General features: G+C 66.3%; 22 protein-coding genes. 11 read left to right on the top strand and 11 right to left on the bottom strand.

Annotated features, from left to right (window positions below; translation table 11 throughout):
- Positions 1–16: 16 nt before the first annotated feature.
- On the bottom strand, positions 17–619 hold the full coding sequence (locus GORHZ_RS10435; protein WP_040531238.1) for a hypothetical protein: 603 nt from the start codon (positions 617–619) through the stop codon (positions 17–19).
- Between the two features lie 309 nt (positions 620–928).
- Complete coding sequence (locus GORHZ_RS10430; RefSeq protein ID WP_006332799.1) at positions 929–2,404, bottom strand: LLM class flavin-dependent oxidoreductase; 1,476 nt, start codon at positions 2,402–2,404, stop codon at positions 929–931.
- Positions 2,405–2,696: 292 nt separating this feature from the next.
- Between GORHZ_RS10430 and GORHZ_RS10425 the strand changes: the two genes are divergently transcribed.
- Together GORHZ_RS10425 and GORHZ_RS10420 are read left to right on the top strand one after the other, a co-directional pair.
- Positions 2,697–4,103, top strand: a complete 1,407-nt coding sequence (locus GORHZ_RS10425; RefSeq protein WP_006332798.1) for an MFS transporter — start codon at positions 2,697–2,699, stop codon at positions 4,101–4,103.
- Between the two features lie 225 nt (positions 4,104–4,328).
- Complete coding sequence (locus GORHZ_RS10420) at positions 4,329–5,132, top strand: IclR family transcriptional regulator (RefSeq protein ID WP_006332794.1); 804 nt, start codon at positions 4,329–4,331, stop codon at positions 5,130–5,132.
- A gap of 26 nt (positions 5,133–5,158) precedes the next feature.
- On the opposite strand, the gene GORHZ_RS10415 is transcribed toward GORHZ_RS10420, so the two are convergent.
- The 3 genes from GORHZ_RS10415 to GORHZ_RS10405 form a co-directional block, all read right to left on the bottom strand.
- Positions 5,159–7,129, bottom strand: coding sequence for an oxidoreductase (locus GORHZ_RS10415; RefSeq protein ID WP_006332793.1), 1,971 nt, complete (start codon positions 7,127–7,129; stop codon positions 5,159–5,161).
- Between the two features lie 49 nt (positions 7,130–7,178).
- Positions 7,179–7,598, bottom strand: a complete 420-nt coding sequence (locus GORHZ_RS10410; RefSeq protein WP_006332792.1) for a RidA family protein — start codon at positions 7,596–7,598, stop codon at positions 7,179–7,181.
- A gap of 71 nt (positions 7,599–7,669) precedes the next feature.
- A complete protein-coding gene (locus GORHZ_RS10405) occupies positions 7,670–8,917 on the bottom strand; it encodes a bifunctional 3,4-dihydroxy-2-butanone-4-phosphate synthase/GTP cyclohydrolase II (protein ID WP_006332787.1) in 1,248 nt (415 codons plus the stop codon).
- A 286-nt stretch (positions 8,918–9,203) separates the two neighbouring features.
- Between GORHZ_RS10405 and GORHZ_RS10400 the strand changes: the two genes are divergently transcribed.
- From GORHZ_RS10400 to GORHZ_RS10365, 8 genes are all read left to right on the top strand, one after another.
- A complete protein-coding gene (locus tag GORHZ_RS10400) occupies positions 9,204–9,731 on the top strand; it encodes a flavin reductase family protein (RefSeq protein ID WP_006332786.1) in 528 nt (175 codons plus the stop codon).
- 46 nt (positions 9,732–9,777) lie between these two features.
- The gene (locus GORHZ_RS10395) at positions 9,778–11,244 is read left to right on the top strand and encodes an aldehyde dehydrogenase (NADP(+)) (RefSeq protein WP_006332785.1); all 1,467 of its coding nucleotides are present in this window, start codon (positions 9,778–9,780) and stop codon (positions 11,242–11,244) included.
- 173 nt (positions 11,245–11,417) lie between these two features.
- On the top strand, positions 11,418–12,758 hold the full coding sequence (locus GORHZ_RS29495; RefSeq protein WP_006332784.1) for a hypothetical protein: 1,341 nt from the start codon (positions 11,418–11,420) through the stop codon (positions 12,756–12,758).
- A 49-nt stretch (positions 12,759–12,807) separates the two neighbouring features.
- Positions 12,808–13,308: a UbiA prenyltransferase family protein gene (locus tag GORHZ_RS10385; RefSeq protein WP_006332783.1), complete on the top strand. Its 501-nt coding sequence runs from the start codon at positions 12,808–12,810 to the stop codon at positions 13,306–13,308.
- Positions 13,309–13,313: 5 nt separating this feature from the next.
- A complete protein-coding gene (locus GORHZ_RS10380; protein WP_006332782.1) occupies positions 13,314–13,793 on the top strand; it encodes an NUDIX hydrolase in 480 nt (159 codons plus the stop codon).
- A 241-nt stretch (positions 13,794–14,034) separates the two neighbouring features.
- Positions 14,035–14,403, top strand: a complete 369-nt coding sequence (locus tag GORHZ_RS10375; RefSeq protein WP_006332781.1) for a helix-turn-helix domain-containing protein — start codon at positions 14,035–14,037, stop codon at positions 14,401–14,403.
- Positions 14,404–14,415: 12 nt separating this feature from the next.
- Complete coding sequence (locus GORHZ_RS10370) at positions 14,416–14,811, top strand: hypothetical protein (protein ID WP_040531207.1); 396 nt, start codon at positions 14,416–14,418, stop codon at positions 14,809–14,811.
- A 58-nt stretch (positions 14,812–14,869) separates the two neighbouring features.
- Positions 14,870–15,988 (top strand): T6SS phospholipase effector Tle1-like catalytic domain-containing protein, encoded by a 1,119-nt coding sequence (locus GORHZ_RS10365; RefSeq protein ID WP_006332777.1) that lies wholly within the window; start codon positions 14,870–14,872, stop codon positions 15,986–15,988.
- Positions 15,989–15,994: 6 nt separating this feature from the next.
- On the opposite strand, the gene GORHZ_RS10360 is transcribed toward GORHZ_RS10365, so the two are convergent.
- From GORHZ_RS10360 to GORHZ_RS10340, 6 genes are all read right to left on the bottom strand, one after another.
- A complete protein-coding gene (locus GORHZ_RS10360) occupies positions 15,995–16,819 on the bottom strand; it encodes an alpha/beta fold hydrolase (protein WP_006332775.1) in 825 nt (274 codons plus the stop codon).
- Positions 16,820–16,887: 68 nt separating this feature from the next.
- Positions 16,888–18,405, bottom strand: coding sequence for an HD domain-containing phosphohydrolase (locus GORHZ_RS10355; RefSeq protein ID WP_006332774.1), 1,518 nt, complete (start codon positions 18,403–18,405; stop codon positions 16,888–16,890).
- Positions 18,406–18,443: 38 nt separating this feature from the next.
- Complete coding sequence (locus tag GORHZ_RS32095; protein WP_494516565.1) at positions 18,444–18,668, bottom strand: hypothetical protein; 225 nt, start codon at positions 18,666–18,668, stop codon at positions 18,444–18,446.
- On the bottom strand, positions 18,607–18,747 hold the full coding sequence (locus tag GORHZ_RS32385; protein WP_494516564.1) for a hypothetical protein: 141 nt from the start codon (positions 18,745–18,747) through the stop codon (positions 18,607–18,609). Before GORHZ_RS32385 ends, GORHZ_RS32095 begins: the two co-directional genes overlap by 62 nt.
- On the bottom strand, positions 18,744–18,971 hold the full coding sequence (locus GORHZ_RS10345) for a ribbon-helix-helix domain-containing protein (protein WP_006332772.1): 228 nt from the start codon (positions 18,969–18,971) through the stop codon (positions 18,744–18,746). The genes GORHZ_RS32385 and GORHZ_RS10345 overlap by 4 nt, the downstream gene beginning before the upstream one ends.
- A gap of 144 nt (positions 18,972–19,115) precedes the next feature.
- Positions 19,116–20,678, bottom strand: a complete 1,563-nt coding sequence (locus tag GORHZ_RS10340; RefSeq protein WP_006332766.1) for an HNH endonuclease signature motif containing protein — start codon at positions 20,676–20,678, stop codon at positions 19,116–19,118.
- Positions 20,679–20,857: 179 nt separating this feature from the next.
- Between GORHZ_RS10340 and GORHZ_RS10335 the strand changes: the two genes are divergently transcribed.
- Positions 20,858–23,335, top strand: a complete 2,478-nt coding sequence (locus GORHZ_RS10335; RefSeq protein ID WP_006332763.1) for a sulfite exporter TauE/SafE family protein — start codon at positions 20,858–20,860, stop codon at positions 23,333–23,335.
- Positions 23,336–23,402 lie beyond the last annotated feature (67 nt).

Genomic DNA, 23,402 nt, shown 5'->3' with positions numbered 1-23,402 from the left:
GTGAGGGTTGATCTGCCTACGCGGACACCAGGTGCGGCTGGTGCAGGTCGTAGTACGCCACGTCGCCCATCAGCTGCATTTCCTCTTCGAACAGCGACCGTATGTCGTCGGGGATCTCCATCTTCTCGGCCTCGCGTGCTGCGGCTTCGGAGGTGAAGTACACCGCCTCGATATATGAGTCGCCATCGTCGGCACACAACAGGCCGCCGATGATTTCCGGGCGAGCTTCGTGGACACGGTCGGCGCTCTGATCGAGGAGCTCACGCATCCGGCCGATGTTGGTGGTGTGTCCCTCCATGATCTGGACGAAGCCGGCGTCATCGGAGCCGCCGCCCAGCCATTCCGTCACGTTCGGGCAATCCATGAACGTAACCGGACCCGCGAAGCATTTCTCCGTCTCGGCCCACCATTCGCCCTGTTCGGGGCGATCACTGTTGCGTCGCGCCGCCTCCGCGGATTCGAAGCGGGCCAGCGCGACCAGCGTGCCGTCGTCAGTGGTGCCGTAGGTGGTTCCGAGGTATCCGGTGGCGCCCGGCTTCAGATCCGTATCCCACCGATCGAGACACTTCTGGAGCCCGTCGGCGTCGCCGACCTTTCCTTGAATGAGTTGGATAAACATGGTTGCCTCCTTGCGGACCGCGCCCGCAGTGAGATCATCGGCGGTGGCCGACCCGTCGCAGGTCCCGTCGGCAACCGACGGCCCGTGGCCGCAGCCACTCCATGGATAATCGTGCGCCCCGGTTGGGTGAGGCGCAAGGGTGCGGTGCGGGGTGATCTCGACTGGGAAGTAGTGGCCCGAGCCTTCCGCGGAACGCAGTGCAGGATGGACCCGAACGGCTGATCGACCGCGTGCGTCCGCAACGCGACGGATGCCCATCCGAGAATCGGATCCTCGGATGGGCATCGCCGACCGTGAGTCGGTGGTCGGTCAGACTGCCGCCGGTACCGGTTCGGTCTCGGCGACCGCAACCGGCGGCACGATCACGGCCTCGACGACACCATCGGCGTTAACCCCGGCGCGAAACGCCGATGCAGGATGGGTGTCGAGCGTGCGCTTGTGGCCCGGGTAGAGCTTCTCGCGCAGCGTGACCGGGGCCTGGTCGGCCGTGCGGGCCGGCGTGACGATGCCCTCGGCGCGCAGCACCGGCAGCGCCTTCTCGATGAACTCCTCCCAGCTGGCCGGCTTGGTGGTGTAACTCAGGTTGATTCCGTCGATACCGGCTTCGTCACGCCAGCGACGCAATTCTGCAGCCACGGTCTGTGGTGATCCGACGATGGTGGAACCGGTGCCGCCGATGGCGAGGTACTCGGCGATCTGTCGCGGGGTCCACTCGCGGTCGGGGTCGGCCTTGGAGAACATGTCGACGATGGACTGCACGCCGCGGCCGTCGACCGAACGCAGCGGGATGTCGAGGTCATAGCCGGACATGTCGATCCCGGTCCAGCCGCTGAAGCGTCCCAGCGTCCCTTCGATGGTGGCGTTGTCCATATAGTGCGCGTACTTGGCCTGCGCCTCCTCGTCGGTGTCGGCGACGACGACGGTGATCAGTGCGACGACCTTGATGTCGTCGGCGCCGCGCCCGGCGGCCACGGCTGCCTCGCGGATCTTGTCCACACTGCGCTTGGCCTGGGCCACCGACGTCGTATTGATGAACGCGGCCTCCGCGTGCTTGCCGCCGAACGCCATTCCCTTGGGGGAGGCGCCGGCCTGAAAGAGCACCGGGGTGCGCTGCGGCGACGGTTCACAGAGGTGGGCGCCGGGCACCTCGAAGTACTCGCCGGAGTGGTTGATCGGATGCACCTTGGACGGGTCGATGTAAGCGGCGCCTGCAGCATCCCGAATCACGGCATCCTCCTCGAAGGAGCCCTCCCACAGTTTGTACACGACGTCCATGTACTCGTCGGCGAGGTCGTAGCGGGCATCATGACCGATCTGTTCGACCTTGCCGAGGTTCCGCGCGGCCGACTCGGAGTACGACGTCACGATGTTCCAGCCCACCCGGCCGCTGGTCAGGTGGTCGAGGCTCGTGTAGCGGCGGGCCAGCAGATAGGGCTGCTCGTAGGTCAACGAGCAGGTCACGCCGAACGTGAGGTGCTCGGTCACCGCGGCCATCCCGCTGATCAGCACGGTCGGATCGTTGATCGGGAACTGGGCGGCGTCATGCATCGCCGCATCCGCGGTACCGGCGTAGACGTCGTGAATACCGACGGTGTCGGCGAAGAAGATGCCGTCGAAGCTCGCGTCCTCGAGCATGCGGGCGACATCGATCCAGTACCGCAAATCCGTGTAGCGATGGCCCTGGTCATTCGCCTCACGCCACGATCCGGCGGTGAGGTGCGCGGGTGCGAAGACGTCGAAGGCGAAGAGGCTCAGCGGTGAATTCTTCTGGGGAGCGTTACTCATGGTGAGAGTTCTTCCTTGAATCGGGCCGGTAGAACGATGGCCGGCCGGGAATGATGTTCACTTAATGAACAGCACGTTCAGAATAGGATGTGAGCCCGATCACCGTCAAGGGTCGATTTTCGGCCCCTGAGTTGCGTGGAACCTATTGACAGCCGAATGTGGGCCATGCCATATTTTGACCACCACGTTCATTTATTGAACGTTGGCCCCCTCCATCACTGGCGACCCGCGCCGGGTCCATCAGTCTCGACGGCGCAGACAACCTCGACATCCGTCACAGCAAGGAACCTCCGTGAGCAATACACCCGTATCTCCATCTGCCCCGGCTGCGTCCGGCAATCCACGTGCAGCCCAAGACCCGCGCAAACGGCGCTTTCTGATCAAGCTCAGCGCGGTCATCGCCGGTGGCATGTTCATCGACGGTTTCATCCTCGGCGGTATCGGCCTTGTGATGCCGTCGCTGAGCGATGACCTCGGGCTCTCGGCCACCTGGCAGGGGCTGATCGGTGCATCCGCCCTGATCGGCATCTTCTTCGGCGGACCAATCGGCGGTCTGCTCGCCGACAAGGTCGGCCGCAAGCCGATGTTCACCGTGGACCTCGCGATCTTCCTGATCGGATCGGTGGCCCAGTTCTTCGTTGGCGAGGCCTGGCAGCTGTTCGTGATCCGCTTCGTGATGGGTCTGGCGATCGGAGCCGACTACGCCATTGGATGGCCGATGCTCGCCGAGTTCTCGCCGGCCCGAATTCGTGGGAAGCTGTTGGCATTCCAGGAAGTCGCCTGGTACATCGGCTACCTCGTGTCCTATGCAGTCGGCTACTTCATGCTCTCCTCGCTGCACCTGGACTGGCGCCTGATCCTCGGGATGAGCACAGTGCCGTCGCTGATCGTGTTCCTGATGCGTCTCGGCACACCGGAATCGCCACGCTGGCTCATCAGCAAGGGGCGCGCGGAAGAAGGTCACGCCATCGCCGAAGAGTTCATGGAGCCCGAGGAGGCCGCCGAGATGCATCAGGAGGCGCAGCGGTCGGCCGGCTTCATGGCGCTGTTCTCGAAAGCGAACCGCCGTGCCACCGCCTTCACCTCTCTCTACTGGGCCTGCAACGTGACCCCTTATTTCGCCATCGCCACCTTCGCACCGATCGTGCTGGAAAGCCTTGGCGTGCAGGATGGTCTGGCCGGAGCGCTGCTGCTGAACAGCGTGGTGGTCGCCGGTGCCGTCGCCGCGATGTTCCTCATCGAACGTGTCGGCCGACGCATGCTCGCCATCCCGCCGATGTGGATCGGGTCGGTGGCACTCGTCATCATCGGCCTGTTCGCACATGTCTCGCCGCTGATCATCCTGACCTGCTTCGTGGTGTTCTCCTTCGCCAACGCGGTGTCGACGGCGCTGACCGGGGTGTTCCCCGGTGAGGTCTTCCCGACCGAGGTGCGCGGCGCCGGCGTCGGCTTCGCCACTGCGGTGTCCCGGATCGGTGCGGCGGCAGGCACTTTCATTCTCCCGCTCGCTGTCGATGGCCTCGGTGTGGGCACGACGATGCTCATCGCCGCCGCGATCTGTGCCGTCGGTGCGGTCATCGCCTACTACCTTGCCCCGGAGACCAAGGGCGTCAGCCTCCATGCGGTGTCGGTGCCACATGTCGCGGTGGACCGGAGCGCACCGGAACCCAACCGGCTCTCCGCGGTGATCGCCGACTGAGAGTCACCGCCACCCCTCGGTAGCGCGAAGCGCAACACACAGGGCGCCCCGACCGGATCTCCCGGTCGGGGCGCCCTGCCTCGTCCACCTGCGACGAAACCGACCGTGACCGCCCAGCGGGACCCATATGAACGCGACGTCCGATATGTGAATATTATGGGGAGGCGACCACCGAAACTGTCGCTGTGTGACGTTGTCATTGATGCGAACCTGGGGAGTTCAAGGATGTCGGAGAGTCAAGGCGCGGAACCCGCCGTGGACGTCGGTGCCGAGGATTCGGCGGGCCTCACCAACAAGTCGGTTCTGAAGGCCACCGTGTTGCTCGGCGAGCTGGGCCGGCATCGGCCCGGCCTGACCGCGACGGAGATCGCGCAGGCGGTGGGTATGACCAGGCCGACCGCCTTCCGTCTGCTGCTGACCCTCGAGCAGGCCGGATTCGTTGACCGCGTCGACAACCGCTACACCCTTGGTTGGCAGATCGCACGGCTGGGCCGGCTCGCCGATCCGTACTCCGGCGCGGTCGCGCGCATACAGCCGGTGCTCGATGACTACGCCCGCAAGCTGAACGAGACGCTGAGCTTCGCGATGCTGCGCGGCGCCACCGAGTACGACATCGTCGCCGAGGGTTCGAGTAGCCGCTTCCTGAACGCGTCGCAGCGCTACGTCGGCGGTAAGTTTCCCCTGTATGCCAGTGCCACCGGCAAGGTCATGCTTGCCGAACTCGACGACGCGAGCGTGCGACAGGTGCTCCCGGAGCGGCTAGACCCGCTGACCGCGCACACGATCACCAGCGTCGACGAGTTCCTTGCAGAGCTGGCCAAGGTTCGTGAACAAGGCTATGCCCAACTCGACAACGAGCTCGAAGAGGGACTGTTCAGCGTCGCGTGCGGGGTTCGCGACAAGGTCGGTGCGCTGATCGGGATCGTCTCGATCAGCGGGCCGGTGGAGCGTCTGAAATCCGACCGCCTGCCCTACACGGTCGTCCAACTACGACAAGCGGCCGAGGAGATCGCCGAAGCTCTCTCCTGACGGCCGCCTGCCTGTGCGCGGGTCCCTCAGATCGCGTGACCTGCCTTGAGTCCGTCGAGCACGGCCTCCTCGACGGTGCGGGGTGCCAGGCAGTCGCCCACTGCGGTGTACGGGATGCCGGCGGCGTCCAGTTCGCAGAGCAGTCCGTCGTTCTGCTGCTGGCCAAGCGCCAGAACCAGGCCGGCGACACCGTCGAGGATGATCGGTTCACCGGTGACGGTGTCGACGAGGTACACGGTGTCGTCATCGGCGCCGAAGAGACGTGCGGTCGGGACGATCTTCACCTTCGCGTCCGCGGCGGCCCGCAGCATCGAGATCCGGGTGAACCGCTGTAGGTTCTCGCCGGCGGCGAATCCGTTGACACACAGCGTGACCCGACGGCCCGGCCGGGCCAGCATCTCCGCCACCCCGAGTCCGGTCCAGTCGCAGCGCCAATCGGCGACGACGAGCTCACCCTTCGGTGTGTTCGCGCCGTTGTCCCTGATCACGTCCCACGCCTCGAACACCGGCAGGTCGCCGTCGAGTTCGAGTGGGGGCCGGTACGGCGTCGCACCGGTGGCGACGATGACGTGATCGGGCCGCTGTGCGCCGATCATCGCCGCGTCGACCTCGACGTGGGTCTTGACGATCACGCCGTAGCGGTCGAGTTCGGCCTGAAGGTTCGTACTCGCGCCACCGAACTCCGAACGGCCGGGTAGCAATTCGGCCAGCCGTATCTGTCCGCCGACGCGGCCGGACGCCTCGAACAAGGTCACCCGGTGCCCGCGCTGCGCGGCGACCGAGGCCGCCTTCATGCCGGCCGGCCCACCGCCGACGACCATCACGTCCTTGGGTTTCGGTGTGATCGTCAGCGTGCCGAACTCTCGTTCCCGGCCGGTTTCCGGGCGCTGGATGCAGGAGATCGGGTACCCCGACTGGAAGTGTCCGATGCAGGCCTGATTACAGCCGATGCAGGCGCGGATGTCGTCGGGGCGCTCTGCCGCCGCCTTGGTGGGCATGTCGGGGTCGCAGATCAGCGCGCGGGTCATCGCACAGGCGTCGGCCTGCCCGGCCGCGATGACGATCTCGGCTTCTTGGGGCTGGTTGATGCGTCCGGCCACGAGCACCGGGATCGACACCGCAGCGGTGACCGCAGCCGCGCCGGCGGCGGTGTAGGCGGCCGCCTCGCTCATCGGCGGCACGATATGCATCGACCCGCCGATGCTTGCCGAACTGCCCTCGGTGATGCCGATGTAGTCGAGCAGCCCGTCGTCGTCGAGACATCGGCACACCTCGACGACGTCGGTGACGTCCTCCTCGGCGAAGTTGTGGTCGGTGCTCGAGAGCCGCACGCCGACGGCGAAGTCGGGGCCGACCGCCGCCCGCACTGCCGCGATGGCCTCGCGCAGGAACCGCATCCGGCCGTCGAGATCGCCGCCGTAGGCATCGGTCCGCAGATTGACTGTGGGACTGAGGAACTGGGCAGGCAGGTAGCCGTGGCTCGCGACGATCTCCACCCCGTCGAGTCCGGCCTGCTGCAGACGGCGCGCTCCGGCGGCGTAGCCGGCGATCACCTCGGCGATCATCGCCGACGACATCGGCCGCGGCATCACCCGGAAGCGTTCATTGGGTACCGCCGACGGGGCATAGGCGACCGGCAGCGCTCCGTCCTGCGATTCCATGATCTCGCGGCCCGGGTGGAACACCTGGCCGAACAGGGCACACCCGTGCGGATGCACCGCGTCGGCGACGCGACGGTAGCCCTCGATGCAGCTGTCGTCGGTGGCCATCAACACGTGCGAGGTGTAGTGGGCGGTTTCGTGGATGCCCGCCACCTGCATGATGATCAACCCGGCACCACCTATCGCGCGGGCCCGGTGGTACTCGACGAGCTGATCGGTGACCGTGCCGTCGTGCACCATCACGGTGTCGTGGCCGGAGGAGAAGATCCGGTTCTTCACCGTGACGCCGCCGATCTGCAGCGGCGCCAACAGATGGGGAAAGAGATTGTTAGACATGGAGATCCCAGACTGTACTGAAGGTGAGCAGGAGGTGGTGGGGGTCAGGTCACCCGACGTGCACGCGCCGCCCGCCGACGGTGGCGATGGCATCCATCTCGATGCGCATGCCCTCGACCAGCAGTGCGTTGTGCACGGCGGTCACCGCGGGCCATGGGCTGGTGAAGAACTCGGCACGGACCTTCTTGAACGCCTCGAAGTCGTCGCGGTCGGCGAGGTAGGCGGTCAGTTTCACCACGGAGTCCAGTGAGGCGCCGTGCTGCTCGAGTACGGCCTTGATGTTGGTCAGCACCTGGCGCGCCTGCGCTTCGAAACCGCCCTCGACGAGGTTCCCGGCGTCGTCGTAGCCGGCCTGCCCGGAGGTGAACACGAGATCGCCGGCGCGGGTGCCCTGGCTGTATTGCGCGGACTGCGCCCAGGTGAACGGGGCGGGGCGGGTCTCGACGACGTTCTCGACGGTGGTGGTCATGGGGATGTCCTTTCGGTTGGTCATGCGGTGGGGGTATTGCAGTGGAGCGGGGTGATGTATGAGCTCGGATATCAGCCGAGACGTCTCAGCGTGTGGCCGAGGCGATCACGCTTGGCCACCAGATAGGGGCGGTTGTGGGCGGTGGGTGCGGATTCGTGGGCGATCTGTTCGACCACGCGGATGCCGTGGTCGGTGAGTGCGTCGACCTTGTCGGGGTTGTTGGTCAGCAGGCGCAGCGAACGCACGTCGAGGTCGTCGAGGATGTCGCAGGCGTCGTCGTAGCTGCGGGTGTCGATGGGCAGTCCCAGCCGCAGATTGGCGTCGATGGTGTCGAGCCCTTCATACTGCTGCAGCTCGTAGGCCCGCAGTTTATGTCCGAGACCGATGCCGCGGCCCTCGTGTCCGCGCAGGTAGATCAGCACTCCTGAGCCGGCTTCGGCGATCGCGGCCAGGGCGTTGCGGAACTGGGCCCCGCAGTCACAGCGCAGCGACCCGGCGAGGTCACCGGTGATGCATTCGCTGTGGATGCGGACCAGGGGAGCGGAGTCGGACGCTGGATCGCCCATCACCAGGGCCATGTGTTCGACGTTGCGGGCGCGGTAGGCGACCGCGTCGAAGGTCCCCAGGTCGGTGGGCAGTGTGCTCTGTCCGGTCCGTTCGGCGACCGCCGGGCGTGTGGTGATGCGGGGTCGGAATTCGGCGACCTCGGCGGACTCGACGCTGCGGCGATACGTGCGCAGTGCATCGATGGTGATCATCGGGATGTCGTGGGCGGCGGCGAACGCGACGAGGTCGTCGCCGCGCATCATCTCGCGGCGATCCGGGGTGACGATCTCGCACAGCAGCGCGGCGCCGCTGAGGCCGGCCAACCGGCACAGGTCGACGCCGGCCTCGGTGTGGCCGGGACGTTCGAGCACGCCGCCGGGTTTGGCGAGCAGCGGCATGACGTGCCCGGGGCGGGCCAGGTCGGTGGGGGCGAGTCGAGGATCGGCCAGTGCACGCACGGTGGCGGCGCGGTCGGATGCACTGATGCCGGTGGTGGTGCCGTGCTGGTAGTCGACGCTGACCAGAAACGCGGTGGAGTGCCGTTCGGTGTTGTCGGGGACCATCAGTCCGAGTTCCAGGCGCCGGGCGCGGGCCTCGTCGATGGACACGCACAGGAAGCCGGAGGTGTGTTCGAGGAAGAACGCCACCGATTCGGTGGTGGCGTGCTCGGCGGCCATGATCAGGTCGCCTTCGTTCTCCCGGTCCTCGTCGTCGACGACGAGGATGGCCTTTCCCTCGGCGAGGGCACGGGCCGCTTCGGTGACGGTCGACATGATGCTGCTCCTTGCGTGGACTCGGGCCCAGGCGACCGGCACAAGTCCGTCGCGGATGGCTGCCCAGGTAATAAAAATGCGTTCAGTAAGTGAACGTCATGGTCAAAAGTGTGACACGGACCTCATGCGGCGTCAATAGGGCCCCGCGGATTGTCTACCGCGGGATTTATGGCCACCTGCCGGCAAGATGACGAAATCGGTACTTGACAGAGTGTGATCCGCGTCGCACGATCGGGGTGTCCAAAATGAACACAACGTTCAAAAAATGAACGAAAGAAGCCGTGCCATGACCGCCACGTTGCCCCTCGCTTCCGACATCACCACTCAGATCGACCAGTTGCACTACCGAACCGTGATGGGCCATCTACCCACCGGAGTGGTGGTGCTGGCAGTGATGAACTCCGACTACGACCACCCGTGTGGGCTCGTCGTCGGCACCTTCCAGTCGTTGTCGCTGGACCCGGCGCTGGTCACCTTCAGCGTGGCGCACACCTCCACGAGCTGGCCGAAGGTACGGGCCGCGGGTCGGCTGAGCGCCAGCGTCCTGGCCGCCGGGCAGGAACCGGTGTGCGGCGCGTTGTCGCGCAAGCAGACCGACAAGTTCGACGGCGTGGATTGGGCGTTGTCGGACAACGGCTCACCGCGGATCGCCGGCGCACACGCCTGGATCGACTGCGAGGTCGCCCACGAGTTCGACGGCGGTGATCACGTCATCGTGATCGCGCGGGTGCTGTCGATGGACGTCGGTATCGACAGCGAACCGCTCGTCTTCCACAGGGGCCGTCTCGGCGGCCTCCGCGACGCTGTCGCCTGACCGCTCCACTCCCGTATCACCGCATCAACCGCGTAGAAGGACACCAATGACCGCCACCGACACCATGACCGTCGACGCACTTCTTTCCGACACCACCACCGCTGAACTGGAGGCAGTGCTCACCGCGGCCGCCGATTGCGCGCCGCACTGGGAATCGGTTGCCCCCCGGGACCGCGCGCGAGTGCTCAACGTCGTCGCCGATGCTCTCGAGGCCCACACCGATCGACTGGTACGCGTGGCCCAGGTCGAAACCGGGCTGCCCGAGGCCAGGCTGTCGGGTGAGGTGAAGCGAACCTGCGTCCAGCTGCGGATGTTCGCCGACGAATTGATCGACGGCGGTTTCCTGGACGTCATCGTCGACCACGCCGATCCCGACTTCGCGCTCGGTCCGCGACCCGACCTGCGTCGCTACCAGATCCCGATCGGTCCGGTGCTGGTTTTCGCCGCGAGCAACTTTCCGTTTGCCTTCTCGGTGGCGGGCACAGACACCGCCTCGGCCCTGGCCGCCGGATGCCCGGTGATCATCAAGGCCCACCCGGGGCACCCGCAGACCTCGGCCGACACCGCGGCCGTGGTCACCGACGCCCTGCGCTCCGCCGGGGCACCCGACGGTGTGTTCGCGCTCATCGCCGGTGTCGACGCGGGTGTTGCGGCGCTGCAGGACAATCGGATCACCGCCGCTGCATTCACCGGATCGGTCGCCGGGGGACGCGCACTGTTCGACATCGCCGCCGCCCGCCCCATCCCGATAACATTTTTCGGTGAACTCGGCAGCGTCAATCCCGTTATCGTGACCGCGGGCGCACTGCACGAGCGCGCCGCCGAGATCGCCGACGGATTCGTCGGCTCGTTCACCCTCGGCGCCGGCCAGTTCTGCACCAAGCCGGGCATTCTGCTGGTACCCGCCGGGTCGACGATTGTGGACGCGATTGTCGAACGCACCCAGCAGGTTTCGCCGGCCCGCATGCTCACGAGCCGGATCGTCGACGGCTACCGGCAGCGACTCGAAACGGTCACCGCGATCCCGGTTGTCACCGTCCTGGTGGAGGGCCGCGAGCTGCCGCACCACAGCGGTGTTGCGCAGGTGAGTCCGACGCTGCTGGCGGTGTCGGTCGACAGGCTGGTCGCCGAGGCGGACACCCTGTTCGAGGAAACCTTCGGCCCCACGGCCATCGTCGTGGAGTATCACGACGACGGCGACCTGTGCCGGGTGCTGCAGCGCCTGCACGGAACTCTGACCGTCACGGTGCACACTCGTACCGAGCCGACCGAGACCGAGCGCGCACATCTGCAGCGCATCATCTCGCTGGCCGCGAGCCGGGCCGGACGGCTGGTGTTCAACGGATGGCCCACCGGTGTGGCCGTGACGGCCGCGCAACATCACGGTGGTCCGTATCCGGCGACGACCGCCGTGGCCCACACCTCGGTCGGGACCACCGCGATGCGACGCTTCCTGCGGCCCATCACCTATCAGGACGCCCCGGTCGGGTTGCTGCCGGACGCATTGCGCTAGAAACACTAGGTTCACGTCCGTTCTCACGAGGTTGGCGGAGAGCCGCACCGCGTTCCACGGAACGCGGTGCGGGATTGACCCGATCGGGCGATAGACCACGCGACACGACGCCGATAACGTCGATCCATGTTCGAATGTCCGCGAAAGCGCGTTGTGTAGTCGCAGGCGAATAGATGTCTTTCGGCGGCAGCAGAGACGGCGGCATCCCTCCTCCGGATGACCGCAAGCTCCTCCTTGACTGGATGGAGTGGCGGCCCGCCGAATCCGCGCCGGCGCAGCCCGAACGGGCCGAACCACCTGCCCCCGACGTGCCCACCGAATCGTTCGTCGCCGAGACTGCGACAACGCGATTCGCCAACGATGCGGAGCCCACCCAGCGCATCTTTGTTTCGGGGCCCACCCAGCGCATCTTCGTTCCGAAGCCCACCCCAAGCACCAGTGCTCCGAAGGTCACGCCGCCCACCCAGCCCACACCGATGGTCGGTGCATGGGCCCCGTACGGCGAGCCGTCCACGTACCCGCCGCCGGCACCGCCGCCCTGGCCGGGTGCGCCCGGACCGCGGCGGGCCGACCGGTTCCCGATCCTCGTCGGCGCCGCGGTCGTCGTCATCCTCCTGGCGATCGGCGCCGCGACCTGGGCGCTCACGATCGGGCCCCTCAAGGACTGGGGGAGTTCGGACTCCAATGTCGCGGGCGGAGGGTCAGGATCCGGAACCGTCACCGCGTGCGCGACGCCGCCGACGATGACCCCGCGCAGCGTGTCGCTCACACCGTCCGGACTCGCGGTGACGGTGACCGCGACCAGTCCGTGCGCCGACGGCGACGTCCTGTCCAACTCGGCCACCCAGGTCGCGGTCTCGTCGTCGTCGGGCCTGGTGGCGTCCGGGTCCTTCGACTTCTCGTCGACACCGATCGCCATCCCGGGCGCGGGGACGGCGGGCCGCGACATCACGATGACCTTCCCGTCGGGCAGCTACTTCGGCCTGCCCGGGCCCGGTGTGGTGGGGATGTCGGTGAGCGTCGACCCGGTCGGTACCGCGACGACCCAGGAGCTGCCCGCAGCCTCGGCATCCGCACCGGTCTCGGTGTCGCCGTCGCAGACCTATGTCCCTGCGGGCACCGACACCGACCAGGCGGTCGTCCAATCTCTCCGCGCGCAGGCCGCCGCCGACCGCACAGAAATCCTCGCGTCCAGCAACAACACGTGGGTCGCCCAGCTGAGTTCGAAGCAGCCAGGTCTCGTCGCGGACGGCAAGGCCTGGACGAATCAGGACATCCTCGACGAATTCGCCTCGAACTACCAGCGGTTCTCGGGAACACGCCTGCTCTGGAGCGACGACTGGCCGGTGTTCAGCTCATCCGGCTGGTGGGTGACGATCACGTCGCAGACCTTCCCGTCGGGGCAGGCGGCCGTGTCCTGGTGCGCGCAACAGGGTTTCGACCGCGACCACTGCATCGGCAAGCTGATCTCCAGTACCTCCGGCCCCGCAGGGACCACGGTGTATCTGCCGTGACCCCGCCGAACACTCCCGCGATCCGACGACCAACCAGAAGAGGTGTTCGATGACCACAGCAACCCCGCCCGCTCTCCTCGCCGGTGAAGTCGTGCGATACCAGGGACAGTTCACCCCGCACCTGATCCTGACGCATATCAAGACGACGGTCACCATCACCGACCGCCGCGTCATCGTGCACGACCCGCACCTGCTGTTCGGGTTCATCCCGCACGGCTACATCCAGCACGAGGCTCCGCTGCGTCATATCAGCCAGATCTCAAGCGGCAACGCGACGTCGGGCAGGCACATCTTCTACGGCGTGGGCTTGGTCATCGTGGCGCTGTGGATGTTCACGACGGACTTCTTGGGTGGCCCTTTCATGATTCTGCAGGTACTTCTGGGATTGGTGTTCCTTATCATGGCTGCCCTGCTGTTCTTCACCGCGTCGACGACCGGCATCTTCTTCCACAGCACTGGTGGCGGCCGACTCGTCGCCGCAGGGTCCAGGTCCGAGCTCCCGGAGATCCAGCGGGCGGGCCACGAGATCGGGCAGTTGCTGTTCAGTTGACCGAGATGGATCAGTTGACCGAGATGGAGCTGCCGAAACACTTCGTGAGTGTCGCCGGGGTCGTGATCGACGACTACGGCCGAATTCTGGTGATCAAACGCCGCGACGACGGTACGTGGCAAATCCCCGGTGGCGTCCTCGAATTGGACGAATCCATCGAGGATGGAGTCAAGCGGGAAATCGAGGAGGAGTCCGGAATCGTTGTGCGCGTAGGCCGTCTGAGTGGTGTCTACAAGAACCTGACGCGCGGTGTGGTCTCACTCGTCTACCTTTGCGAACCAATCGGAGGCCACGGGCGGTTGTCCGAAGAGTCTTGCGCGGTCGAGTGGGTCCGCGTCGACGAGGCGCGCAGGAGGCTCGACGAGATGTTCTGGCTCCGGGTTGCGGATGCGCTGTCGGGGCAGGTGCGGACGCGGGCGCACGACGGTCGACGCGAGGTCGGGGACCGTCCGTCTGTCCACGTTCCCCGCCCTGGCGATGAGTAGGTGTCGAACGGCGCCGCGACGTGGTTCTCCGCCTTTTCTCGGGTGCATCCTGATCTCCTCGGTACCTGACCGGACGAGGGCTGCAGAGTCGAGTGAGGGGATAGTCTCTTGTCCGAATATTCCGTGCATGGAATAATCTCTGCGTGATCGCCGACATGCTCCGAGAGGTTCCTCGTGTCGGCGCCCGAGTTGACGCGGTGATAGAGGGATCGATTCTCAAGAGCGAAGGTGAGTGGAATCGATGACCGAGAACAATAAGGCGCGCCGGTCGTTTCGGCGCGGCAACGAGCGCATCGCGCAAGTGGCGGCGAACCCGGCGATCGCCGAACAGGTCGAGCAGGTGCGTGAGGCGACCGCGCGAACGGACCTAGTGTTTGTGCAAACACTCGCCGAGATCCGCAAGGCCGGCGATCTGACCCAGACTGATGTGGCCCGGGCAATGGGGGTGGAGCAGGCTGCTGTGTCGAAGATCGAACGCCGCCATGACCTGTTGCTCTCGACGTTGCGCGAATATCTGGCCGCAACCGGTGCGCAGCACGCCCGCATCGTCGTCGAGAAGGACGGTGTCGAGGTGTCCTTAGACCTGGATACCTTCGCCGACCGGCCCTGACTCCCTGACGTCGTGGGCGAACCGACCCGCATGAACGCCGAGGACTTCATCGCCATCTCTCCCGACGGACGGTTGATGACGGTCAACAGCAAGGCGTCGGCGAGTCGGCGTTCGTGTCGGATCACGGTGAGCGGTGACCTGTCGCGACCACGCGTGGCACGCGGTCAGGCAAGCATCGAGTACGCGACCAAACGGGCGAAGCTCATCTCACCGCTCGACGGGGACGCCTTCTCGCAGGTCGTGAAGGTCGACCTCATCCACATGCTCGCCCAGGTCTTCGAGGTCGACGACCACCAACGCATGTCGGCAGCCGGACCGCCGCACGACGTGGCCGAGTTGGCTGCCGACGTCCTACGCGAGCACCCCGACGACATTCCCGCTCCGCAGGCATGGGATCTGATGGAATGAACGACGACACCGCTGTGCGGGTACGCGGGTGATTGAAGCAGAACGGGAGAGGGCACCGATGCCCGACGACGACACTGTCCCGCAGCCACGCAACCTGGTGATCTGCCTCGACGGCACGACCAACGAACCTGAAACGGGATTCACCAATGTGGCGCGGATGTTCGACGTGTGCGTCAAGGACGATCAGCAGCTGGTCTACTACGACCCCGGTGTGGGCACGATGGGCTCGCGGGCCGCCGTCACCCAACTTGGTCGATCGGCCACGCGAGTGGCGGGCATGGTCGCCGGGCACGGCATCCGCGACAACATCGAGGAGGCGTACGGGTGGCTGTGCACCCGTTATCGCCCGGGAGACCAGATCTACGTGTTTGGGTTCTCGCGGGGCGCTTACACGGCTCGCGCGCTGACCGGGATGATCCGCACCGTGGGGCTCCTGCATGCCGACGCCCTCAACCTGATCCCTTACGCACTGAAGCTGTACGTCCAGTCCGGTCCCGACACCGACTTGGCCGGCGAACCCGACCCGAACACCACGACTCAGGAGAAGGAATTCTGGAAGCTCCGCAACGACTTTCGCAAGAAGTTCGGAAATCCGCACTTCCCCGGCCCGTTCCAGAAGACTCCACAGATCAGCTTCCTCGGCGTGTGGGACACCGTGAAGTCGGTCGGCTGGCTCAACGGTCGTGCACGCTGGGAGGTCGCACGATGGCCGTTCACCGCCAACATCGACCGGGTCCAGACGGCACGGCACGCGCTGGCGATCGATGAACGTCGTCGGCCCTTCGCCGAATACCGATTCGGCGGAAAAGGTCTCGAGAACCGCGACGTGCAGGAGGTGTGGTTCGCCGGGGTACACGGTGATATCGGCGGGGAGTGCCGAGACGACAACCGGCTACCGGACATCGCACTGGATTGGATGATCCGGGAGGCACATACCGCCGGCATCCGCATCGATCACAACGCCTATCGACGGTCGCTCGGGATCAAATTCGGTGCGCCACTGCCCGACGATGGCGCGTTGGGAGTGATCACCCCCAACGCGATGCAGTGGCGGCTGGCGCGCGGATGGCGCCCGAGAGTGCTTCGGCCCGACGACGTGCTCCATCCGAGCGTTCTCTATCGCGTTGAGGCGACCCGGAATACGTCGACACCCTACCAGTCGCCGTTCGATCTATGAGCTGTCTCAGTCCCGCAAGAACTCCAGCACAGCCGAAGCGAAATCCTCCGGAGCTGCCAGATGCGCCATATGTGTCTGACCGTCGAGCACCCGAATCCGCGCATCGGGTATCGCTGCCGCGACGATTTCGGGGTCGGCTTTGACCTCATCGGTGCTCTCGGAACCCACGAGCAGCATTGTCGGCACGGAAATGCCTGCGGCTGTGCGTGGATCGAAGGCACAGTGGCCGAACGCGCGGACCTCACGGGGCACGGTGGGCGCGGCCGCGACCCGCGCCGGCCACGAGGGTGCCGCCTCGAGTTGTGCGAGTTCGTCGGCGGTGAGTCCGGCGCAGTCCCGCAGGAACACTCGCAGCATGTCCTCCGGACGGGTCGTCGCGAGTTCCTCCAGCGTCGTGTACATCTCGGCGGGGAAGCGGCGATGCTCGGGATTGGGAGGCGGCCAACCCTCATAGAGCATGAGTCGGCGAATGTTCTTGGTACGCAAGCCAGCCCCGAATGCAACGTTGCCGCCATACGAGTGGCCCAGCAGGTCGACCGGCGCACCGTAGGCCTCCGCGGCCGCATCGACGACCGCGACCGCGTCGTCGTACTCCGCCTCGATCGTGTACTCGCTCCGGTCTCCGCTGAGGCCGCGGCCGCGTCGGTCGACGCGAATCACCCGGACGTGTGGCTCCAGCCATTCCGCCGCCATGCGCCAGGTCGAGCTGTCCGACGATGCGCCGTGCAGCAATACCAGCGGACGGCCTGAGCCGGAGACATGTGCGCCGATCGGGGTGCCATCGGCGGACATCACGGACAGGGTGGCCACATCGTGGGTCTGGGTGGTCATCGGAATCTCCTCTCGTGCAGGGTGTGATTCCAGAATCCTGCGCCGGGTCGGCGCGCACATCGGTAGACCTACCCATCTCCGTGGTCTGTCGGTGTCAGAAGCTGGTTCTCGACGGCGAACAGGGTGGCCGCGGCGCGGCTCGACACCCCGATCTTGGTGTAGATGTGCTGGACGTGATGTTCGGCGGTGCGCCGGGAGATCACCAGGCGAGTACCGATCTCGGCGTTGCTGCAGCCGTGCGCGACGAGGCGGAGCACCTCGATCTCGCGGGCGGTCAGACCGGCAGGAGCCGGCACTGCGGGTGCAGGGGCGGCGAGGTCGCCGCCGACGACCCCGCGCACGGCGTCGAGATCCAACGCACCCGCCGCGGCGCGATCCAGCACGGCCCGCTCGGCGTCGGACGCGGTGAGGGCCGGACGATGCGGCCGCGGCTCGCACAACGTCTGGTACGCGTCGGCGGCGGCGAGGATCCGCATCGGCATGGTGAGGTCGACGGCGGTGCAGCCGTGCGGATATCCGGTCCCGTCGAGGCGTTCGTGATGGCGGCCGACCAGCGGTGCGAGGTGGGCGAGTTCGGCGGATCCGGCGACGATGCGTTCGGAGTAGTACGGATGTAGTCGCACCTGCTCGATCTCGTCTGTGGTGAGTGGAGTCTGCTTCTCCCACACCGCACTCGATATCGCCACCCGGCCCACATCGTGCAGCAGTCCGGCGAGGTGCAGATCGCGGCGGTCGGCCTCCGGCAGTCCCAGCCGGGTGGCCGCACTCAGGCACAGCGCTGCGACGGCCCGCGAATGCCCGAGGAAGAACGGCGACTTGAGATCGGCTAGATCTGCGAAAACCTCTGCAACGCAAGTGATATTGTCCACCCACACCACTGGCTCGGGCTCCGCGTCGAGAACTGTCTGACGGAGATCGCCATCCGGCTGGGCTGTGATTCCGGCCCGCAGGAAGGCATCCACCAGTGCCGGGTCGAGCATCCCGCCGGCGCGGCGTCGCAGGGCGTCGGAAACCTTCGACCCGACGTCGTCGGCGAATACCGCCGCGATTCCGGCGAGACGCGCGACTCGGGCCGCCAGCGGGATGTCGTTGCCGCCGTGTCGCCATTCGTCGTAGACATGCAACATCCCGGCTTGCACCGTTTCGGACAGGTGCATCCGCCGGGCGGCGTCGCGGCCCACCTCGCAGGCCGCCGTGGTGTACGCCTCACCCCACGAGGAGCCCCTGGTGAGCAGGGTCAGCGCGATCCGCGCGCGGGTAATCGGCGGTCGGCCGCGCGTGAGCATCGGCACGAAGGTCGCGAAGGTGTCGGTGACCGACGCATGGTCGGCGTGGGCGGCCGCCGCATTCGCGGCCAGCTCGTCGCCGAACAGCCGGGCCGTTTCGCTGGCGTACCCGACGCAGCCGACATGAGTCAATAGGGCGACGTAGAAGCAGGCGCTGGCCTCCGCTGAATCAAGATTCAGTTCCCGGGCCAGCCGTGCCGCCAGCACACCCGAGGTTGCCGCAGTACCACCCTCGAGACCGAAGCCCAGGTCGGCAAAGCGGGACAGCCCGACCAGCAGGTCGGTGAGGCGCGCCCTCATTGTTCTCACTCTGGCACGTCGGCCGCGGCGGGAACAGGCTAAGTGATCAACGCAGTCATCAATCCCACGGACTGGTGCAATGCCGCGGCGCCGACGTTGCCGATTGGGTCGTCGAGGGCTGTGACCGGAAGCCATTGCACCAGTTCGGGAAGTGCCACACCCTCAGGTTCTCCGACGGCGACGGCCATTGGCCATCGTGCCTTAAGGGATCGGTCCGGGAATGTCGGGGCACACGATGATACGTCCGGTATCCGCCGCGATATTGATCGAATTCGACAGCACCACAGCGTATATCGCGTTATCGGTGTCGCGGCGAGGCGCGATGACACCGGGAGCGATCACAAGCCGGCAGCCTTGTTTGCCTGATAGATCATATCGGCATAGCGGTCGATGTTCAGCGCCGGAACCGTGTGCGCCGTGTGGTTCGTGAGAGCAATCCGAAGATGCTCATGTCGTAGCGCGCGTTCGATCAGCTCGGACCGATTCAGACCCTCTGCCTTTGCGTCGGCGTCGGCAGTCGCCAAGACCTCGCTGTCGAGAGTGATTGACACCTTGTCTTTGGCCATAGCTTCATCGTACGAACGGTAGGACGAATATCCGGCCACATGTCATCCGCCACCGTGAGCACCGCGCGGCCGGTGACCGTCAAGCATCCGCCGATCATTCGGTGACGCGGTCGGCTCAGACGAGTCCGGAGGTACGTTCGCGGCTCAGCCGGCAAGCCCCAGATCGGCGCGGGTGAGCATCTGCACCGCCCAGCCGGAGGCGATGAGTTTCGGCACCCGGCGTCGTTCTTGCTGGGATCGGGGTGCGCGGGGGCCCGCGGGGATGTCAACCGGAGGGGCGGTCGCTTCGTTCCGCAGGTGCCGACCGAGGATTTCGGCGAGTTGGAAGTTGCGGTTGACGCGGGGCGGTGCGGGTGGGATGGAGCCGTCGGTGTTGAGGGTCCAGGCGGCGCGGCCGGTGTCGGGTCCGTCGGTGACCATGGAGGTGGTCCATTGTCCGGGTTTGGGGCCGACAGCCCGGTTGTGTTGTGGGCAGGCGGCGGCCATCGCGTTGACGTCGGTGTATCCGCCATCGGCCCAGTCTCTTTCGGCGTGATGGATTTCGGAGAGGGTCATGGGCTTGGTGCAGCCGGGGCAGGAGCAGCCGGCGCCGTCGCGGGCGAGGATGGCCAGGCGTTGCGACCGGTTGGCCAGGCGTTTGGCCTCACCGAGGTAGAGGATTTCGGCGGTGTGATCGGCGAACACGGCCAGGTGCTGCTGGGCGCGGGCGGCGAGTTCGATGACATCGCTGATCGGGAGGAACCCGCCGGTGGCCGTTTGGCCGATACCGGCGCGCTCGCGCAGTTCGGATTCGCTGATCGTGACGATCAGGTGCGGTGGCAGACCGCGGTGACTGCCGCCGAGTATGCCGCCGTCGAGCGCGGCGGTGAGCAACGCCTTGAAGGCGTCGTGGTTTCGTTGATCGTCGGAGCGGTCGTCGCGATCGGCGGCCTCCTTGAGCACCTTGGGGTCGATGTCGTCTTTGATTCCGCGGGGCGAGGTTTCGTCCTGCGGGTTGTTCATTCCGGGGGCGGCCCAGGCGGCGAGGACGACGTCGAGCATGGCCCGGGTGGTGGGGTCGAGCACGCCGTTGAGCTTGCTCATGCCTTGTGCGTCTTGACGTCCGACGCGCAGGCGGCGTTGCCGGGCGCGGTCGCGGTCATCGGTGAGGGTGCCGTCGGGATCGAGGTAGGCGAGGATGCGGGCGCCGAGTTCGGTGATCTGGCGAGGGGACAAGGTGCGGGCGTAGTCGGCGAGGGTGGCTTCGGCGGCGTCGCGGTCGTCGGCGGGCACCGACTGCGGGATACGGCGCAGCGCGTCGATGATGGCTTGGGCGTGGGCCGATCCGATCGCACCCTCGCTCAGCGCGTCGGCGGTGTTCGGGCAGCGCGGCGGCAGCAGCTCGCCCTGCAACGTGTAGGACGGTGCGACCTCATGCATCTGCTGCAGGCGTTTGCGCGGATCGGTGATCCGCAGCGCTTCGGTGAGGAAGGTGGTGACCGACCGATGACCGGACTTCGCGTGCGCGTCGCGGTTGATGACCTCAAGCACTCGACGATGACCGATCGCGCTCATCCGACGGACCGCGCGCTCATGGGATTTGGCGGCGTCGACGATGTCGGTCGGTGTGGCCGACGTGGTGTCCACGTCGGCGATCCGATCGAGCAACGTGTGCAGCTCGTCGTAGAGCACCATCACTTCCGACGGCGGGATCTCGGTCTCCAGCATGGGCCACCCCTTCACGAATCAAACTGATGTGCAAAAGATTACGCGGGGGGTATGACAGTCTCGACCACGTCGCACGGGGCGAGTGGTTCGGGATGTCGCCGCCGCGTTCGCCGCCAGTTCGCCACAGAAAAACGCAGTTCTCCACCTCACGAGCGCGGCAGAGGCGCAGAATTCGACCCATGCCCAACGAGGGACGGATCGTCCTGCTCACTCACGGCGTGAGCGGCACATCATCCGAGGTGATCTTGGACTCGGCGCGGGTGGTGGCCGTGCCCGGGACGGTGCAGAGGGCCGTGCCCGGGACGGTGAAGTCGAAGCGCTATCGAGGCGACTTCACCACCTACCCGACCGCCCCCGGGCACGTCGAACGTCCGGACATCCGGTACGCCTATCGATGGGGCGGAATGACATCCGGCCTCAAGTTCCAGGCGCTCTGGGCGTTGTTCGCGCCGTTCGCGCTGGTCAACGTCGCGGGCTGGATGCTGCCCCGCGCCGCTCCTCAGATGGCCTGGTGCATCGACCTTCTGCGCGCGGTGTTCCGGCTGATCGGGTTGGCGCTCACCGCGATCCTGGTCGCGCAGGCGACCTTCATCGTCACCGATGTTCTCGCCATTCAGTGCCGTCAACTGCGAGGCGGGGTGGGTTCGACATGCTGGACGTGGCTGTCGGCGGATTGGCAGTGGGGGATGTCCGATGGCCTCTGGCGGTCGTCCGCCGTTTTCGCCTGTCTTACAGTGCTGTTCGTCGGTGGCGGATTCGTGGCGCTCTGGCACGACAACGACGACGATCTCCGCAAGAAGTTCACTGACGACGCGAAGGAGTCGCTCGACGAGGCCTATATGCGTCAGTTCGCCATGACCGAGTTCGGCGAGGAGTCGCGAACCGCATCGGCGGACACCCCGGGCATCGCGTCCGACGACTTCGTGTTGCCGCAAGACGCGCGCGCCACCCTGCTGCTGACAACGCATGCGATCGTCGGAATACTCACCGCGGCAATCATGCTCGGCGGCGGTTCACAGGCTCGGTGCTTCGTTCTGGTTCCGTCGCTCGTCATCATCGCCATTGCCGCGGTGGTCACGGCCCTGTGCAACGACCCCCGCGCGTCCGGTGACGACAACACGTTCGGCGGTCCCGCATCGCGGCTTGCCTGGGCGCGCCGGATGTGGTGGCTTTTCGTGTCCTGGCGGGCCATCGGGTGGCTCATCGTCGTCTTCGTGATCCTCGGTCTGGTGTCGTTTCTCGTGCTACCCGGACGTCTCGACGATGCGCCGGTGAACGCTGATCTCGTCGACGGCGACGACCGGGTCGTCGCGGTCCTCTTCGGCGTCGTCGCCGTGTTGGTGGCGATCGCACTGGTCTTCACCGTTGTCACCGTGGTGTTCTCGCCGCGCGTGACCGGGCCCACCCGACCGTGGTTGCTCGGCGTGCACGCACCCCTCGTCGCCGCGCTCGGGGTCCTTCTCGGTGTCGGCGCCGGTGTCGCGCTGACCCGACTCGTCATCGGTGCGGTGGCATCCACACCCGACCCGGGCGACCGGTCGGCCAGCCTCTTCGACAAGGTGTCCTCGTGGCTTGACCAGTTGTTCGGTGCCGGGACGCTCAGCGACACGTCCGTGCGTCTCCCTCCGATCTATGCGGCGACGACGTGGATGTGGGGGATGACGGCCCTTTTCTGCGTGGCGGGGACCCTGTTGATCCTCCTGCCGTACGTGCTGATTCGCGGTCGTTGGCGCTTCGGGCCGGCGTCGGCGTTGCAGGCGACGGCGCCGTCGTCGGTTAAACTCAGGTGGATCGTGGCGGCCGGGAAGTTCGCGATCCCCAGTGCGGTTGGCTTCTTCGCGGTCACCGCCATGATCACCGGATTCATCGCCTGGAATAACCGATCCCTGGTCGAAGCCTCCGAGCCGATCCAGACCCTGGGTACCGTGGCGTTGGTGGCGATCGCGGCATTCCTGCTGCGGGCGGTGTTCAACGCATTCCAGAATCCCCGCAAGGACGGCCGCAGCCTCGGTGTGCTGTGGGATCTGGCGTCGTTCTGGCCACGCGAATGCCATCCGCTGGTACCGCCGGCCTATGCGCCGCGGGCGATCCGCGACCTGATCGCCTTCATCGACGACAAGTGTGGCGAGGACAAGACGCTCGTACTTGCCGGCCACAGTCAGGGCTCGCTGATCATGTACGCGCTGGCCCATCGGCTGTGCGCGCAGGACAGAGACCAGGATCGTCGGATCTCTCTGTTGACCTATGGTTCGCAGCTGGGCTGGGCGTACGGTCGCGCCTTCCCGTCGGTGCTCGATCACCAGGCCCACGAAAGGCTTCGGACACGACTCGATCACCGGTGGATCAATATGGTCCGGTTCACCGACTTCATCGGCGACGGGGTGGTCGCCTACGCGGGGCGCACAGGCCTCGCGGCGTACGTGCCCGGAACGTTTGTCGGCGACCCTGTTCCCGAGAACACGGACACCGACCCGAGATACGCACTGCGCGGCCCCGACGGCCGGCTGCTCGAGGTGTGGCTGCCCGACCCGTCGCCCGGCGACTTCCCGGCGACCGCGACGCACCAACACTCGGCCTATACCTCGGACATCTCCTGGGGCGACTGGGTGTCGGCGTTGTCGGGCGAGGAGTCGGGCGGCAGCCAGCCCACGCAGTAGCGGGCCTCGGCACAACCGTATGAATCCAGCTCCGGCAATCGGAGCTGGATTCATACGATCCACTTCA

This window comes from Gordonia rhizosphera NBRC 16068, assembly GCF_000298195.1.
In the GTDB taxonomy this organism is placed as follows: domain Bacteria; phylum Actinomycetota; class Actinomycetes; order Mycobacteriales; family Mycobacteriaceae; genus Gordonia; species Gordonia rhizosphera.
This window is presented reverse-complemented; position numbering and strand designations above follow the sequence as displayed.

What these genes read in the sequence shown, in the direction of transcription:
- GORHZ_RS10410 (WP_006332792.1), bottom strand. Translation starts at nt 7,598, where the DNA reads ATGACCACCACCGTCGAGAACGTCGTCGAGACCCGCCCCGCCCCGTTC.
- GORHZ_RS10405 (WP_006332787.1), bottom strand. Translation starts at nt 8,917, where the DNA reads ATGTCGACCGTCACCGAAGCGGCCCGTGCCCTCGCCGAGGGAAAGGCC.
- GORHZ_RS10400 (WP_006332786.1), top strand. Translation starts at nt 9,204, where the DNA reads ATGACCGCCACGTTGCCCCTCGCTTCCGACATCACCACTCAGATCGAC.
- GORHZ_RS10435 (WP_040531238.1), bottom strand. Translation starts at nt 619, where the DNA reads ATGTTTATCCAACTCATTCAAGGAAAGGTCGGCGACGCCGACGGGCTC.
- GORHZ_RS10430 (WP_006332799.1), bottom strand. Translation starts at nt 2,404, where the DNA reads ATGAGTAACGCTCCCCAGAAGAATTCACCGCTGAGCCTCTTCGCCTTC.
- GORHZ_RS10360 (WP_006332775.1), bottom strand. Translation starts at nt 16,819, where the DNA reads ATGACCACCCAGACCCACGATGTGGCCACCCTGTCCGTGATGTCCGCC.
- GORHZ_RS10395 (WP_006332785.1), top strand. Translation starts at nt 9,778, where the DNA reads ATGACCGCCACCGACACCATGACCGTCGACGCACTTCTTTCCGACACC.
- GORHZ_RS10375 (WP_006332781.1), top strand. Translation starts at nt 14,035, where the DNA reads ATGACCGAGAACAATAAGGCGCGCCGGTCGTTTCGGCGCGGCAACGAG.
- GORHZ_RS10345 (WP_006332772.1), bottom strand. Translation starts at nt 18,971, where the DNA reads ATGGCCAAAGACAAGGTGTCAATCACTCTCGACAGCGAGGTCTTGGCG.
- GORHZ_RS10365 (WP_006332777.1), top strand. Translation starts at nt 14,870, where the DNA reads ATGCCCGACGACGACACTGTCCCGCAGCCACGCAACCTGGTGATCTGC.
- GORHZ_RS10355 (WP_006332774.1), bottom strand. Translation starts at nt 18,405, where the DNA reads ATGAGGGCGCGCCTCACCGACCTGCTGGTCGGGCTGTCCCGCTTTGCC.
- GORHZ_RS10380 (WP_006332782.1), top strand. Translation starts at nt 13,314, where the DNA reads ATGGATCAGTTGACCGAGATGGAGCTGCCGAAACACTTCGTGAGTGTC.
- GORHZ_RS10335 (WP_006332763.1), top strand. Translation starts at nt 20,858, where the DNA reads ATGCCCAACGAGGGACGGATCGTCCTGCTCACTCACGGCGTGAGCGGC.
- GORHZ_RS10340 (WP_006332766.1), bottom strand. Translation starts at nt 20,678, where the DNA reads ATGCTGGAGACCGAGATCCCGCCGTCGGAAGTGATGGTGCTCTACGAC.
- GORHZ_RS10385 (WP_006332783.1), top strand. Translation starts at nt 12,808, where the DNA reads ATGACCACAGCAACCCCGCCCGCTCTCCTCGCCGGTGAAGTCGTGCGA.
- GORHZ_RS29495 (WP_006332784.1), top strand. Translation starts at nt 11,418, where the DNA reads ATGTCTTTCGGCGGCAGCAGAGACGGCGGCATCCCTCCTCCGGATGAC.
- GORHZ_RS10420 (WP_006332794.1), top strand. Translation starts at nt 4,329, where the DNA reads ATGTCGGAGAGTCAAGGCGCGGAACCCGCCGTGGACGTCGGTGCCGAG.
- GORHZ_RS10415 (WP_006332793.1), bottom strand. Translation starts at nt 7,129, where the DNA reads ATGTCTAACAATCTCTTTCCCCATCTGTTGGCGCCGCTGCAGATCGGC.